Annotated in this window: 13 protein-coding genes; 6 read left to right on the forward strand and 7 right to left on the reverse strand. The window is 48.9% G+C overall.

Going from position 1 to position 13765, the window contains the following annotated elements:
• Positions 1-3: 3 nt before the first annotated feature.
• The 5 genes from rlpA to lipA all read left to right on the forward strand — a co-directional run bounded on the left by rlpA (position 4) and on the right by lipA (position 4848).
• The gene (gene rlpA, locus GC128_RS02105) at positions 4-1152 is read left to right on the forward strand and encodes an endolytic peptidoglycan transglycosylase RlpA (RefSeq protein WP_151992894.1); all 1149 of its coding nucleotides are present in this window, start codon (positions 4-6) and stop codon (positions 1150-1152) included.
• A gap of 143 nt (positions 1153-1295) precedes the next feature.
• A complete protein-coding gene (gene dacA / locus GC128_RS02110) occupies positions 1296-2507 on the forward strand; it encodes a D-alanyl-D-alanine carboxypeptidase DacA (RefSeq protein ID WP_151992895.1) in 1212 nt (403 codons plus the stop codon).
• Positions 2508-2618: 111 nt separating this feature from the next.
• The gene (gene ybeD / locus GC128_RS02115) at positions 2619-2882 is read left to right on the forward strand and encodes a DUF493 family protein YbeD (protein WP_034456720.1); all 264 of its coding nucleotides are present in this window, start codon (positions 2619-2621) and stop codon (positions 2880-2882) included.
• An 86-nt stretch (positions 2883-2968) separates the two neighbouring features.
• Positions 2969-3610 (forward strand): lipoyl(octanoyl) transferase LipB, encoded by a 642-nt coding sequence (gene lipB, locus GC128_RS02120; protein WP_151992896.1) that lies wholly within the window; start codon positions 2969-2971, stop codon positions 3608-3610.
• 272 nt (positions 3611-3882) lie between these two features.
• Positions 3883-4848, forward strand: a complete 966-nt coding sequence (gene lipA / locus GC128_RS02125; RefSeq protein WP_151992897.1) for a lipoyl synthase — start codon at positions 3883-3885, stop codon at positions 4846-4848.
• A gap of 98 nt (positions 4849-4946) precedes the next feature.
• On the opposite strand, the gene tatE is transcribed toward lipA, so the two are convergent.
• Together tatE and GC128_RS02135 are read right to left on the reverse strand one after the other, a co-directional pair.
• Positions 4947-5150: a twin-arginine translocase subunit TatE gene (tatE, locus tag GC128_RS02130; RefSeq protein WP_064517012.1), complete on the reverse strand. Its 204-nt coding sequence runs from the start codon at positions 5148-5150 to the stop codon at positions 4947-4949.
• A gap of 127 nt (positions 5151-5277) precedes the next feature.
• Positions 5278-6066 carry a deaminated glutathione amidase gene (locus tag GC128_RS02135; protein ID WP_151992898.1) on the reverse strand — a complete coding sequence of 263 codons (789 nt, stop codon included), beginning with the start codon at positions 6064-6066 and terminating at the stop codon, positions 5278-5280.
• Between the two features lie 107 nt (positions 6067-6173).
• Between GC128_RS02135 and crcB the strand changes: the two genes are divergently transcribed.
• Positions 6174-6557, forward strand: a complete 384-nt coding sequence (gene crcB, locus GC128_RS02140) for a fluoride efflux transporter CrcB (RefSeq protein ID WP_151992899.1) — start codon at positions 6174-6176, stop codon at positions 6555-6557.
• A 212-nt stretch (positions 6558-6769) separates the two neighbouring features.
• On the opposite strand, the gene cspE is transcribed toward crcB, so the two are convergent.
• The 5 genes from cspE to GC128_RS02165 form a co-directional block, all read right to left on the reverse strand.
• The gene (gene cspE / locus GC128_RS02145) at positions 6770-6979 is read right to left on the reverse strand and encodes a transcription antiterminator/RNA stability regulator CspE (protein WP_004100146.1); all 210 of its coding nucleotides are present in this window, start codon (positions 6977-6979) and stop codon (positions 6770-6772) included.
• 201 nt (positions 6980-7180) lie between these two features.
• On the reverse strand, positions 7181-7723 hold the full coding sequence (gene pagP / locus GC128_RS02150; protein ID WP_407643434.1) for a lipid IV(A) palmitoyltransferase PagP: 543 nt from the start codon (positions 7721-7723) through the stop codon (positions 7181-7183).
• Between the two features lie 201 nt (positions 7724-7924).
• The gene (locus GC128_RS02155; protein ID WP_151992901.1) at positions 7925-11044 is read right to left on the reverse strand and encodes an efflux RND transporter permease subunit; all 3120 of its coding nucleotides are present in this window, start codon (positions 11042-11044) and stop codon (positions 7925-7927) included.
• The gene (locus GC128_RS02160) at positions 11041-12498 is read right to left on the reverse strand and encodes an efflux RND transporter periplasmic adaptor subunit (RefSeq protein ID WP_151992902.1); all 1458 of its coding nucleotides are present in this window, start codon (positions 12496-12498) and stop codon (positions 11041-11043) included. The genes GC128_RS02155 and GC128_RS02160 overlap by 4 nt, the downstream gene beginning before the upstream one ends.
• Entirely contained in the window at positions 12498-13754 is a 1257-nt protein-coding gene (locus tag GC128_RS02165; protein WP_151992903.1) for a TolC family protein, read from the reverse strand. The genes GC128_RS02160 and GC128_RS02165 overlap by 1 nt, the downstream gene beginning before the upstream one ends.
• Between the last annotated feature and the right edge of the window lie 11 nt (positions 13755-13765).

The following is a 13765-nucleotide window of genomic DNA, read 5'->3' on the forward strand; positions in this document are numbered from 1 at the left end:
GTAATGGTTAAGCGTTGGCTTGGGATCTGTGTCGTTGCTGCAATACTGGCTGGCTGCTCGTCTGATGATGGTGATCAACAACAGGTAAACCAGCAACCGCAACCAGCGGTGTGTAATGGCCCGACGGTTGAGATAAGCGGCGCGGAACCGCGCTTTGAACCGTTGAGTCCTTCAGCTAATCAGGATTACGAAAATAACGGTAAACGCTACAAAATCGTGCAGAATCCGGCAAACTTTAGCCAGGCAGGTTTTGCCGCTATTTATGATGCGGAACCAGGTAGTAACCTGACAGCATCGGGTGAGCCATTTGATGCGACTGCACTGACGGCTGCCCATCCAACACTTCCTATTCCAAGCTATGCGCGTATCACAAACCTCGCAAATGGGCGCATGATTGTCGTGCGTATTAACGATCGTGGTCCTTATGGCAATGATCGTGTCATTTCATTATCACGCGCCGCAGCAGACCGTTTGAACAACTCAAACAACACAAAAGTACGCATCGACCCAATTATTGTTGCCCAGGATGGTTCCATGTCCGGACCTGGGACTGTGTGTACAACTGTTGCCAAACAGACCTACATCCTCCCCGCTCGCCCTGATTTAAGTGGTGGAATGGGCAGTGCTTCTTCAGGAATGCCAACAGAAGCTCCGCAAGGTGAAGTGCGCGCTATTAGTAACTCCTCACTGAAAAGTGAAGACACAACCGGAGCCCCAGTAAATAGCAGTGGTTTCTTAGGTGCTGCAACTCCACTGGCCCCCGGTGTGATTGAAAATGACCAGCCTGTAGTTGCCCCGGCTCCTGCAGTAGCAGCAACACCAGTTCAAACGGCAGCACCTGTACAACAAAATGCACCGGTTACTGCGCCAGGCTCAGTTCAGGGTAACGTACAGACAGCAGCTCCAGTTGCCACAGCTTCCGGGCGTTACGTCGTTCAGGTCGGTGCAGTCAGCGATCAGACTCGTGCAACTCAGTGGCAGCAAAAACTTAGCCAGCAATTTGGCGTGCCGGGCAAGGTTTCCACTAATGGTGCTATGTTCCGTGTACAGCTTGGGCCATTTGGCAGTCGGAACGAAGCAGCCGCTCTGCAACAACGTTTAATGAGCGAAGCCCAGCAGCAATCTTTCATCACTAACGCACCCGCTATGTAAGTGGTTGTGTCTGGCATCCGTCGTGCGTCAATTAATGTAAATTCCATTAACAAATGATGCGCAAAGACGGATGCCAGCAAAAATCGCTTTTGCTATAGTAAGGCACTTTTTTTATTCCCATCATGGATGTCGTTGTTCTAATCATGAAAACAGCCCCTTCTTTTCGTTTTGTTAAACGCCTGGCGCTCACTACGGCCCTCACTCTTTCGGGGATGGCTGTCGCACACGCTGACGACCTGAACATTAAAACCATGATCCCAGGCGTCCCGCAGATTGATGCGGAAGCGTACATCCTGATCGATTACAACTCCGGTAAAGTACTGGCCGAGTCTAATGCTGATACTCGTCGTGATCCTGCAAGTCTGACCAAAATGATGACCAGCTACGTCATCGGTCAAGCGATGAAAGCCGGTAAATTTAACGAAAGCTCGATTGTGACTGTTGGACAGGATGCATGGGCGACCGGCAACCCGGTATTTAAAGGTTCATCATTGATGTTCCTGAAACCTGGCATGCAAGTGCCAGTATCACAGCTGATTCGCGGTATTAACCTGCAATCAGGTAACGATGCATGTGTTGCAATGGCCGATTTCGTGGCCGGTAGCCAGGATGCATTTGTTGGCCTGATGAATAGCTATGTTTCCGCATTGGGTCTGAAGAACACCCATTTCGGGACCGTACACGGTCTCGATGCCGAAGGCCAATTCAGCTCAGCGCGTGATATGGCGTTGATTGGCCAGGCGCTGATTCGCGATGTGCCGAACGAATACGCTATCTACAAAGAAAAAGAGTTCACCTTCAACAATATCCGCCAGACAAACCGTAACGGCTTGCTGTGGGATACCAGCCTGCAAGTTGATGGCATCAAAACAGGTCATACCGATGCTGCAGGTTACAACCTGGTAGCCTCTGCAACTGAAGGCCAGATGCGCCTGATTTCTGCAGTACTTGGTGGACGTACGTACAAAGGTCGTGAAACAGAAAGCAAAAAACTGCTGACCTGGGGTTTCCGTTTCTTTGAAACTGTCTCGCCACTGAAAGCCGGTAAAGAGTTTGCTTCTGAGCCAGCCTGGTTTGGTGATAACGACCGTGCATCGCTCGGGGTTGATAAAGACGTTTATCTGACAATCCCTCGTGGCCGCATGAAAGATCTGAAAGCGAGCTATGTACTAAACACCACTGAACTGCATGCACCACTGCAGAAAAACCAGGTTGTTGGTACCATCAATTTCCAACTCGATGGAAAAACCATCGAGCAACGCCCACTGGTTGTCCTTCAGGAAATGCCAGAAGGTAATTTCTTCAGCCGTATCATTGATTACATCAAACTGACATTCCATCATTGGTTTGGTTAATAATTGAACACTTGAAAGAATAGAAGTCGTCCCCATATACTATGAATCAAAGCAACTCCCGCCCTTCCAGGCGGGAGTTATCATTTTTAATGCCGTAACGCTGGAGCTACCATGAAAACCAATCTGAAAGAATTGCTCGAATTCCCGACTCCCTTTACTTACAAAGTGATGGGTTTGGCGAAACCCGAGCTGGTTGATTTGGTCATTGAGGTGGTGCAGCGCCACGCACCTGGTGACTACACCCCGCAGGTTAAACCGAGCAGCAAAGGTAATTACCATTCTGTATCGGTTACCATTAAAGCGACTCACATTGAGCAAGTTGAGACCCTGTACGAAGAACTCGGTAAGATCGAAATCGTTCGTATGGTGTTGTAATTCATACCCGGCCAATAGGCCGGGTACTGCTTTTTGCCCCGGTGATATATACTCCCTCATCTTTCTAACCTGCCGGAGACGATGTTTTGTCTCAAGATACTATTCAAATCCGCCAACTTGGCCTGCAACCCTACGAACCCATTTCTCAGGCGATGCATGATTTTACCGATACCCGTGATGAAACGACCGCCGATGAAATTTGGCTGGTAGAACACGAGCGTGTCTTTACACAAGGCCAGGCAGGTAAAGCGGAGCACGTGCTCGTTCCTGGTGATATACCCGTGATTCAAAGCGACCGGGGCGGCCAGGTCACTTACCATGGACCAGGTCAGCAAGTGATGTATGTGTTGCTTAATCTTAAGCGTCGTAAGCTCGGCGTTCGGGAACTGGTCACCATTCTTGAGCAAACCGTGGTCAATACCCTTGCAGAAATACAGATAGAAGCTTATCCACGCGCGGATGCTCCTGGTGTCTATGTTGTTGGACGTAAGATTTGCTCTCTGGGTTTACGTATTCGTAAGGGCTGTTCATTCCACGGGCTGGCATTGAATATTGATATGGATCTGAGCCCTTTTCTGCGAATCAACCCTTGTGGATATGCAGGTCTTGAGATGACACAGGTCAGTTCACTACGCGCTGGAACGTCACTTGAAGATGTACAACCATTGCTCATCAATAAATTCATCGAGTTATTGAATAATCCGCCGGTTAAATACTTACCTGCTTAAGATTTATTATTCTGACAACTGCATCCTCCGCGAATTACAGGCTGCGTAGTCACATCGACCTCCCGGCGGTTGCTATGGGGTCGATTTGCTAATTGTTAACCTCGAAAAGCGCACAATCCAACAACTCATTTACAATTCTTTCCCCATTTACTGCTCTGTCAGGCTGATTTATTCCCTTCAGTGATGATATACTTCGGGCGCTATTAAAAAATAGTTGATAAATAAAACATTCGATTAGCCTGATTTTTTTCAGCAACTGGAACACGTACGATATGAGTAAACCTATTGTAATGGAACGCGGCGTCAAGTATCGCGATGCCGATAAAATGGCTCTGATCCCGGTGAAAAACGTGGTGACTGAGCGCCAGGAGCTGTTAAGAAAACCAGAATGGATGAAGATCAAACTTCCATCTGATTCGACCCGAATTCAGGGTATCAAAGCGGCAATGCGTAAAAATGGTCTGCACTCTGTGTGTGAAGAAGCTTCCTGCCCTAATCTGGCGGAATGTTTCAACCACGGAACAGCAACCTTTATGATTCTTGGTGCAATCTGCACTCGTCGCTGCCCATTCTGCGATGTGGCTCATGGTCGCCCTGTTGCACCAGATGCCAATGAACCAGCCAAATTGGCTCAAACTATCGCTGACATGGCATTACGCTATGTCGTTATCACCTCTGTTGACCGTGATGACCTGCGCGACGGTGGAGCTCAACATTTTGCCGATTGCATAAGCGCAATTCGCGAAAAAAATACGACCATCAAAATTGAAACATTAGTGCCAGATTTCCGTGGCCGAATGGACAAAGCGCTAGAAATTCTTACTGCCACGCCGCCTGATGTGTTTAACCACAACTTGGAAAACGTACCGCGTATTTATCGCAAAGTACGCCCTGGCGCTGATTACAACTGGTCGTTGAAATTGCTGGAGCGTTTTAAAGAAGCGCATCCGGATATCCCAACCAAGTCAGGTTTGATGGTAGGTTTAGGCGAAACGAACGCAGAAATTGTGGAAGTGATGCGCGACCTACGTCGCCACGGCGTCACTATGTTGACTCTGGGCCAATATTTACAGCCAAGCCGTCATCACTTGCCAGTGCAGCGTTATGTTAGCCCTGACGAGTTCGAAGAGATGAAAGCAGAAGCTCTGGCTATGGGCTTTACCCATGCAGCTTGCGGCCCGTTTGTTCGCTCTTCATACCACGCAGATCTACAAGCTAAAGGTATGGAAGTTAAATAACGATGTAACAAATCGTTACCTTTAATTTGCGCCAAGCACAAAAAAACCGGCATAAATGATGCCGGTTTTTTTATATCTGGTCGAAAGCTGCGTCGTGATCAGTCTTTATGCGTAATACGGTCAGTTGTTGCATCCGTATCGTTGGCAGACTTAGCGGTAGTCTCGTCTTCATTCATGGCTTTCTTGAAGCCCTTGATTGCCGAGCCGAGATCACCACCCAGGGTGCGCAACTTCTTGGTGCCAAATAACAAAACAATCAGCGCACCGACCACCAACAACTTTGTAATACTAATCTCACCCATAACAACCTTCTTTAATCATGCGTGCCGTGGATACGGCGAATAATACACTGAGACAATTAACGGTCATTTTCTCGTGCGATACAATAGCAACCTGTAACAAGTTGAATCAAGATCGAGTTAAAAACCATCATAGCAATTTGGGTAAACCAAACCGTCGGTTTTTCAAGACAGGTAGCATAGCTCTTACTTCAGTTAAATATTCGCCATCCAACTCAGCATAGATCAAAGCCGCTCGCTGATTTGCCGATGCAATGACAACGCCGAGCGGATCCACAACTCGACTGTGACCAATATTTTTATTACCGCATTCACCTGATGCCACAACATAACATGTGGTATCAAGCGCACGAGCCGCCAATAACGTTGACCAATGCATCTCTTTATTTGGGCCACGTAACCATGCCGCAGGCAAGACTAAAACATCAGCGCCCGCTAAAGCCAGACTCAAAGCCATCTCTGGAAAACGCAGATCGTAGCAGGTCATTAAACCCACTTTAAAACCTTCGACTTCAATTAATGGCGGCAATACCTCACCTGCATCAACCAGGCGCGATTCTTGTACATTAAACGCATCATAGAGATGAAGTTTCTGATACCGAGCTATCACCTCACCACCACGAATTACCAGCAAAGTATTTGCCGCACGACCTACCGTGGTTTTGATATGCAACGTCAGTATGGTTGTCAGATTATCATTACGGCTCTGCTCGCACAGCTTATCGATAAATTCATCGTCCATGGTTTGCGCTGATTTTACTGATAAATCGGGGTCGCTATCATCACGAGCCAGAACAGCCTCGGGTAATACCAGCAATTGTGCCCCTGCAGCTCGCGCTTGCGCCATCAACCCCTGGCAGGTTTGTACGTTTTCTTGCCAAACCTTACTCACCGCAAATTGCCCTACTGCCACTTTCATTGTCATCTCTCAACAGGCTGCGAATAATTTCAGTATACCGGGTGTGAAACTTCCCGTGCTGAAGTTACACTCAAGCACTTTAAAATAAGAACGAACAGGAAACTATCGTGTTGCAGATGCTTTTAGCCGTGTTTATTGGCGGTGGGACAGGAAGTGTTGTGCGTTGGTTATTAAGTATGAAACTCAACCCAGTACATGCTGCGATTCCCGTCGGGACGTTGACTGCAAACCTGGTCGGCGCGCTTATTATTGGGCTGGGGCTGGCGCTGTTTACCAGAATGACTCACCTTGACCCTGTCTGGAAACTGCTAATCACCACAGGTTTTTGTGGAGGCCTGACGACATTTTCAACTTTCTCGGCAGAAGTTGTTTTTTTACTACAAGACGGGCGTCTGGCTTGGGCTGGATTGAATATGCTGTTTAATCTCGCAGGTTCACTCACCATGACCGCCATCGCATTTTGGTTAGTTTCTTTAGCCTACGGTCATTGATTCAAGCCACGTTAAGGTTAGCTTAATTTTTGTCTGCCACTCTGGATCAAAATGAGTGTGAGGCAAACTTATGAAAGAACGTGTTGCGGGATGGACAGCGGTGCTGATGAGCACGCTGATTGTGATGTGCTTTGTGAAAGTTTATCTTTTCCCCTGAATTTAAAGCAAAAAAAACCCGCCTTAGCGGGTTTTTATATTCTACTGGTAAAGCCTTAGATAGGCATTACGTTTGCAGCAGATGGGCCTTTGGCACCGTTAGTGATTTCAAACTCAACGCGCTGACCTTCAGCCAGGGTTTTGAAACCATTGCTCTGGATTGCAGAGAAGTGTACGAACACGTCTTTGCTACCATCTTCCGGAGTAATGAAGCCAAAGCCTTTTGACTCGTTAAACCACTTAACGTTACCTTTAATCTTAGACATCTAAATTACCTTTACATGAAAAACGACACAAATGCTGTGTCGGGCATCAGTACACCAATTGTGATGGATTTTGTCCAGCCCAGAATTGCTAAAAAGTGATAAAAATTACTACCTCTTTTAAAAACTGTGCAGCAGTCCGTATTTTTGAATACCAGACAGCGAAAATACGCGATTTGTATGATTCCAGACTACCAATACCCATCAGAACTGGAAGCGTAACCAGGCAAAGTAAACGTTACCGTTGTTGTACGTGCCGGGTATATAAGTCATCTGGAACGTTGCAGGGCCATACCCTACCGATGCCAAAGGTAGAATCACGGGAATCGGAATGTATTTCCAGTTATCACGTGCTGTTGCCCCTAGCGTATAGCCCAGACCAAGACGGAAGTTATCATCAGTCAAAGGACGCCAGATCTTCTCCCAACCATAGCCACCGATAGGTTCCCATTTGTTATAGGAATCTTTGAACGCCATCAGATATAAACCATGCCAGTTACCGCTGTCATCCCAACGCGTTTGCCCGAACCCAATACCCCAAGGGCGTTCGTTATAGCGGTCTGTTTTTTCTTTATCGTAGGCAAAGCGAGCATGCCAGGTTATTGCAGGCACATACAAATCATAATGTTGCGGCTCGTTCCACGTTTGTGAAACGTTATCAGATAAAGTATTCCAGGTATCACCTAATACACTATTTTGGTTCGCCATCGCAGCAGGCAGTACCATTAATGGTGATACAAAAATAATAAAAGAAAAGATGATTTTATTTGTTAGAGTCACATTGATTTCCACATCAAAATTCAATATACAGCCTAACAAATTATATATTAACAAAGACTAAATAAGTCCGTGGCCAATTCCTAAAATTAGTCTTCCAGGTTTATTGAAACATCAAAAAATCACCCCTTGTTGTTTTTTTAAGCTAAAAACAACAAGGGTAACCGACTATTATTTATGCTTTTTTAGTAACACATACATTGCGGGGATGACTAGCATCGATAGTAATGGGGCTGTAATCATGCCGCCAATCATCGGGGCCGCAATACGGCGCATCACTTCTGATCCCGTACCGTCGCCCCACATAATCGGCAATAAACCCGCCATTATCGTCGCAACAGTCATCACTTTAGGCCTGACGCGTAGCACTGCTCCCTCATGTAGGGCGCGCATTAGCATGGGTTTTCCTCCCTGTGGATCTAACGCTTTATGCCTCGCAATAGCTTGATTTAAATAAAGTACCATTATTACGCCAAATTCAGCTGCTACCCCAGCCAATGCAATAAATCCTACCGCACCCGCAACGGATAAATTATACCCCAGCAAATATAGCAACCAAACACCACCAATAAGTGAGAACGGTAAAGTCCCCATTATTAACAACGCATCACTTACACGTGAGAATGTTACATAAAGCAAGACGAAAATAATGACCAGTGTGAATGGTAAGACTATTCTTAATTTAGCACTTGCTCGCTCTAAATATTCAAATTGACCAGACCAGGATAATGAGACGCCATCAGGTAATTTCACCTGCTGGGAAACAGCACGCTGCATATCTTCCACTGCTGATTTTAAATCGCGCCCACGTAAATCCACATAAACCCAATTAGATAAACGGGCATTTTCACTTTTCAACATTGGTGGACCATCAGTGATAGTGATGTCTGCCAATTCAGAAAGCGCAATCTGGCTACCATTTGCAGTAATTACCGGCAAGTTTTGCAATTTTTGGACGTTGTCACGTATTTCGCGCGGGTAGCGAATATTGATCGGATAGCGTTCACGTCCCTCAATCGTTTCACCGATATTTTGGCCGCCAATCACAGTTGCGACTAATGACTGTAACTCTTTGACTGAGACGCCATAGCGCGCCGCTTTAAGCCTGTCGATATTGATATCAACATAGCGCCCACCACCGAGTCGTTCCGCAAGAGCGGATGTGACACCAGGAACTTGCTTCACCACTCGCTCGATTTGCTCAGCCACCTGCTCAATGGTGGCAATATTATTGCCATTTACTTTAATGCCTACCGGGCTTTTGATACCCGTCGCCAACATGTCCAAGCGGTTACGGATAGGTGGTACCCAAACGTTAGCAATTCCCGGTACTTTCACCACGCTATCGAGTTCACTAACCAGCTTATCCATCGTCATTCCTGGCCGCCATTGATCGCGCGGCTTAAAACGAATAGTGGTTTCGATCATGGTCAGCGGTGCTGGATCGGTTGCAGTATCTGCGCGTCCAGCTTTACCAAATACCGTCGCCACTTCAGGCACGGTTTTGATTAAGCGGTCTGTCTGTTGCAGTAAACGTCCGGCTTCACGTGCGGAAATACCCGGCAGCGTTGATGGCATGTACAGCAAGTCGCCTTCATCAAGCGGTGGCATAAACTCACTTCCAAGTCGGCTCAGCGGCCATAACGTCGCCAATAATACTAACCCTGCAACCAGCAGCGTAGTTTTCGGGCGCGCCAACACTTTATCCAGCAGTGGTTCATAGGCAGCAATTAACCAACGGTTGATGGGATTTGCCTTTTCATCAGGGATTTTCCCGCGAATAAAATAGCCCATCAGCACTGGCACCAGCGTGATTCCCAACCCTGCCGCCACCGCCATGGCGTAGGTTTTGGTGAATGCCAACGGCGAAAACATGCGCCCTTCCTGCGCTTCGAGGGAAAACACCGGGATAAACGACAGCGTGATAATCAGCAAACTACAGAACAGCGCAGGCCCCACTTCCACGGCAGCTTGTTCTGATATCCGCCAGTAATCAGCTCCTGCTGGCTGTTTGCCAGGGTTGTCATGCCGCCACTGCTCCAGGACTTTATGCATGTTTTCGATCATCACGATCGCCGCATCAACCATCGCCCCTATCGCAATGGCGATCCCACCCAGCGACATAATATTGGCGTTCACCCCCTGGTAGTGCATGACGATAAATGCACCCAAAATCCCCAGCGGCAGGGTGATCATCGCCACCATTGCCGAGCGGAAATGGAACAGGAACAGCGCGCAAATAATGGCGACGACGATAAACTCTTCCAGCAACTTGTGTGAGAGTGTTTCAATCGCGTTTTCAATCAGATGCGAGCGATCGTAAACCGGAACGATTTCGACTCCCGCTGGCAAACTTTTCTGGATTTGCTGGAGTTTTGCCTTCACTGCATTAATGGTATCCAGCGCATTCTTGCCATAGCGCATTACAATGATGCCGCCCGCAACCTCACCTTCACCATTAAATTCCGCCACGCCCCGGCGAATTTCAGGCCCCATGCGCAGCGTTGCTACATCGCTCAATAATACCGGCACACCTTCGCGCGTGGTGATCACTACCTGTTTAAAATCATTCAGGTTTTTCAGGTAACCTGCTGTGCGCACCATATATTCGGCTTCGCCCATTTCGATGACCGAACCGCCACCTTCCTGGTTAGCGCTTTGCACCGCACTAATAACTTGTTCATGTGTGATGTTCAGCGCCCGCATGCGCTGCGGATCGAGAACGATTTGGTACTGTCGAACCATGCCGCCTACGCTGGCAACTTCCGAAACATTCGGCACAGTTTTGAGCTCAAATTTAAGCGTCCAATCTTGAAGGGCGCGTAAATCTGCCAGGCTGTGTTTGCCGGTTCTGTCCACCAGCGCATATTCATAAACCCAACCTACTCCCGTCGCATCCGGCCCTAACGAAGCTTTAGCTTCAGGCGGTAACTGCGACTGAACCTGGCTTAAATATTCCAGAACCCGCGAGCGTGCCCAGTACGGATCGGTGCCATCTTCAAATAGAATGTAGACATACGAGTCACCAAACATCGAAAACCCGCGCACAGTTTTCGCACCGGGTACCGAAAGCATGGTAGTGGTAAGCGGATAAGTAACCTGATCCTCAACGACCTGTGGCGCTTTACCTGGGTAATTGATACGAATGATCACCTGTACGTCGGAGAGATCTGGCAGCGCATCCAGCGGTGCGCGTTGTAGAGACCAAATTCCCCAGACCGCCATCATGATCGCCGCAAGCAACACCAGCAGTCGATTTTTAAGTGACCAGCGAATAACGGCGGCAATCATTTCATTGCCCCCGCCATCGGCATCAGATGAGTGATTACTGCGCCATGTTCATCATCCATTGTGAAACTGAACATCACGCGGTCCCCAACCTTCACACCCTGCGCGTCAGCGGCTGATTTCAGAGCAAAGTCCATGGTCATCGCCCCCCACTTCAACGCCGTAATAGGCTTGTGCGAAAGGGTGACAGCATCATCAGTAATCTCTTTCACCACCGCCTCGCCTTGGTATTCCTGGATGGCAGTAGTTGTAGCTTTCTCCTGTGGCAATGCACTTCGAAGGCTTGCTTCGGAATCAATCAGGAACTGCCCGGAGGTCACCACTTTATCGCCTTCGTTCAATCCTTGTTTAATCTCAACCCAGCCATTTTGCGCCGCCCCAACTACTACGTTCACCGGGTTGAAATGACCATCGTCCTGAGCGACTAACACCCGGCTATTACTGCCCGTTTCAATCATCGCCTCTTCCGGAATAGCCAGCACTGGCGGGAGATTAAGCTGCCTGGCTAGTTTCACATTGAGATACATCCCAGGCTTGAGCTTCATTAGTGGATTGTCCAGCACGATGCGCGCTTTCAGCGTTCGGGTGGACGTATCCATATTGGGCAGTAATTCACTCACGCGACCATGGAAAGTCTCGCCAGGCCAACTATTGCTCGATGCCTGAATCTCACTTCCCACTTGCAGCACCTGCGCCTGAATTTGCGGGTAATCAATCACAATCCACACAGCTTCGAGGCTGGCAACCTCAAACAGCGGTGCGGTTGGTGTAACCTGCGCCCCTTCGCGCGTTTCCAGCTTGTTGATGTAACCTGCTTGTTTAGCGCGTATCGTCACACGCGTTTGCGGTTTCCCGGTTTTCTCTACCTGGCGAATAATATCCGCAGGCATAAACTGGAGTTGCAGACGTTCTCGAGCGGCGGCACTTAATACGCCATCTCCCAAAAGACGCACCGCGAGATACTCTTGCTGTGCGGCCGTCCATTCAGGTATCCACAGCTGCGCAAGTGGTTCACCTGCTTTGACGAATTGCTGCGGCGCATTAACAAACAACTTCTCAACGACGCCATTAGCACTGGCCGGAATAATCTGCACGCTGCGCTCATCGGTAGAAACAGTGGCAAAAGCATCAAACTGATAATCCAGCACTTTCTTCTCAACCAACGCTGTTCTTATTCCCAGATTTTGTTGTTGGCGAGCGCTTACCGTCACTCCACCATCTTCAGTGGTTTCATCGGCGTAACGCGGCACCAGGTCCATATCCATAAACGGTGATTTACCCGGCTTATCGAAACGCTGTCCGGGCGTCATCGGGTCGTACCAATAAAGAACTTTTCGTTCTGTATGAACAGATTGTGTAGTAGTGGTGGAGTGGCTTTGTTTACCCGCGTAATACCCAGCGCCAAGTGCCGCCGCGATAGTGAGCGCTAACAATGAGAGTTTCGTTATGGTTTTCATTATTGGTTGTCATCCTGTGGCGTCAGGTAGCGGATGGCGGCCCAGGTTTCAGCCACGCTTTTTTCAGCGCTATTCGCGGTCAGTTCGGTATCGAGTAAGGTGCGGCGCGCAGTGAGCAAATCGGAAAGCGTGGATTGCCCGGCACGGTATTGGGCTTCAATCAGTGAAAGACGCTGGCGTTGCAACGGCAAAATCTCTTCTTGCTGGCGCAGCCAGAGTGTTTGAGCTGCCTGATACTGCGCGACAAGCGTGCGCACCAATGCTATACGGTCGCGGTTCGCCAATGCCAATTGGTCGTTGGCTTCCATTGAACGCGACATATCCGCCGCGAGATCTTTGTCCTGCCGCTGAGATTTAAACATCGGTAAATCGACGGTAAACATCACGCCTGCCATATCGTCGTAATCATCGGCGCGATGGGCGTAATAAACCTCAACCCCCACGTTCGGCTTCGCGGCGACTGCAGACTGCGCCGAACGAGCTTTGGCAACATCCGCCTCACGCGCCGCTTCTATCACTTCCGGGTGCTGCCCGACATTTTGTTCCAGTATTTCCGGGTCCGCAGGCAAGCGCTGATAGCGCGGTAATGTGCCGCGTGTGTCCTCAATGTTCTCACCGGTTAATTGCAGTAAACGAGTTTGCGCCAGCGTCACATCGCGCTGGGCGAGCGTGACTTTGTCTTGCATCCCCAATAGCGTCATGCGGATATCCACTACGCTGGATGCCGGGGAACTACCACTGGCGACGGTGGTTTTTTGCACGCTGATTTGGCGTTCGGTTTCTGCCACCAGCTTTTGAGCGCCCACCAGCACCTTTTGCGATAACGCTAAATCGAGCCAGGCCTGCGCCGTAACTCTTTGTAACGTCGCTCGAATCACTTCCGCTTTCGCAGCGCTGCTGGCCGATTGCGCCAGAATCGTTTCTGCTTTACGGTCGCGTTTTTCCTCGCTGACGTAATCCTGCATGATGCCAATGCGCTGCATGGTCATGCCTTCGCGAGTAAAACGGTGGCTGTTGCTGCCCTGTACCGGCACGTTTTCAATGCCGAATTTCAATTTCGGATCGGGTAATTCGCGGGCAGAATCAGCCATCGCATTCAGCGCGTTGCTCTGATTACGGTTGGCAGAAAGTTCTGCGGAATAATGAACGGCCGCGGCCAGGGTCTGTTGCAGGCTGAACTCTGCCGCATTTGCGACAGAGACAGACACAGCAAACAGCACCCCGCCGAGCCACAAGCTCAGGGAATGTTGTTTCATGATGACCTCAG

Source organism: Buttiauxella massiliensis (genome assembly GCF_902500225.1).
Classification (GTDB): domain Bacteria; phylum Pseudomonadota; class Gammaproteobacteria; order Enterobacterales; family Enterobacteriaceae; genus Buttiauxella; species Buttiauxella massiliensis.

Excerpts from the sequence above, each read along its gene's own strand:
- rlpA (WP_151992894.1), top strand. The coding sequence starts at position 4 with ATGGTTAAGCGTTGGCTTGGGATCTGTGTCGTTGCTGCAATACTGGCT.
- dacA (WP_151992895.1), top strand. The coding sequence starts at position 1,296 with ATGAAAACAGCCCCTTCTTTTCGTTTTGTTAAACGCCTGGCGCTCACT.
- ybeD (WP_034456720.1), top strand. The coding sequence starts at position 2,619 with ATGAAAACCAATCTGAAAGAATTGCTCGAATTCCCGACTCCCTTTACT.
- lipA (WP_151992897.1), top strand. The coding sequence starts at position 3,883 with ATGAGTAAACCTATTGTAATGGAACGCGGCGTCAAGTATCGCGATGCC.
- tatE (WP_064517012.1), bottom strand. The coding sequence starts at position 5,150 with ATGGGTGAGATTAGTATTACAAAGTTGTTGGTGGTCGGTGCGCTGATT.
- GC128_RS02135 (WP_151992898.1), bottom strand. The coding sequence starts at position 6,066 with ATGAAAGTGGCAGTAGGGCAATTTGCGGTGAGTAAGGTTTGGCAAGAA.
- cspE (WP_004100146.1), bottom strand. The coding sequence starts at position 6,979 with ATGTCTAAGATTAAAGGTAACGTTAAGTGGTTTAACGAGTCAAAAGGC.
- GC128_RS02155 (WP_151992901.1), bottom strand. The coding sequence starts at position 11,044 with ATGATTGCCGCCGTTATTCGCTGGTCACTTAAAAATCGACTGCTGGTG.
- GC128_RS02160 (WP_151992902.1), bottom strand. The coding sequence starts at position 12,498 with ATGAAAACCATAACGAAACTCTCATTGTTAGCGCTCACTATCGCGGCG.
- GC128_RS02165 (WP_151992903.1), bottom strand. The coding sequence starts at position 13,754 with ATGAAACAACATTCCCTGAGCTTGTGGCTCGGCGGGGTGCTGTTTGCT.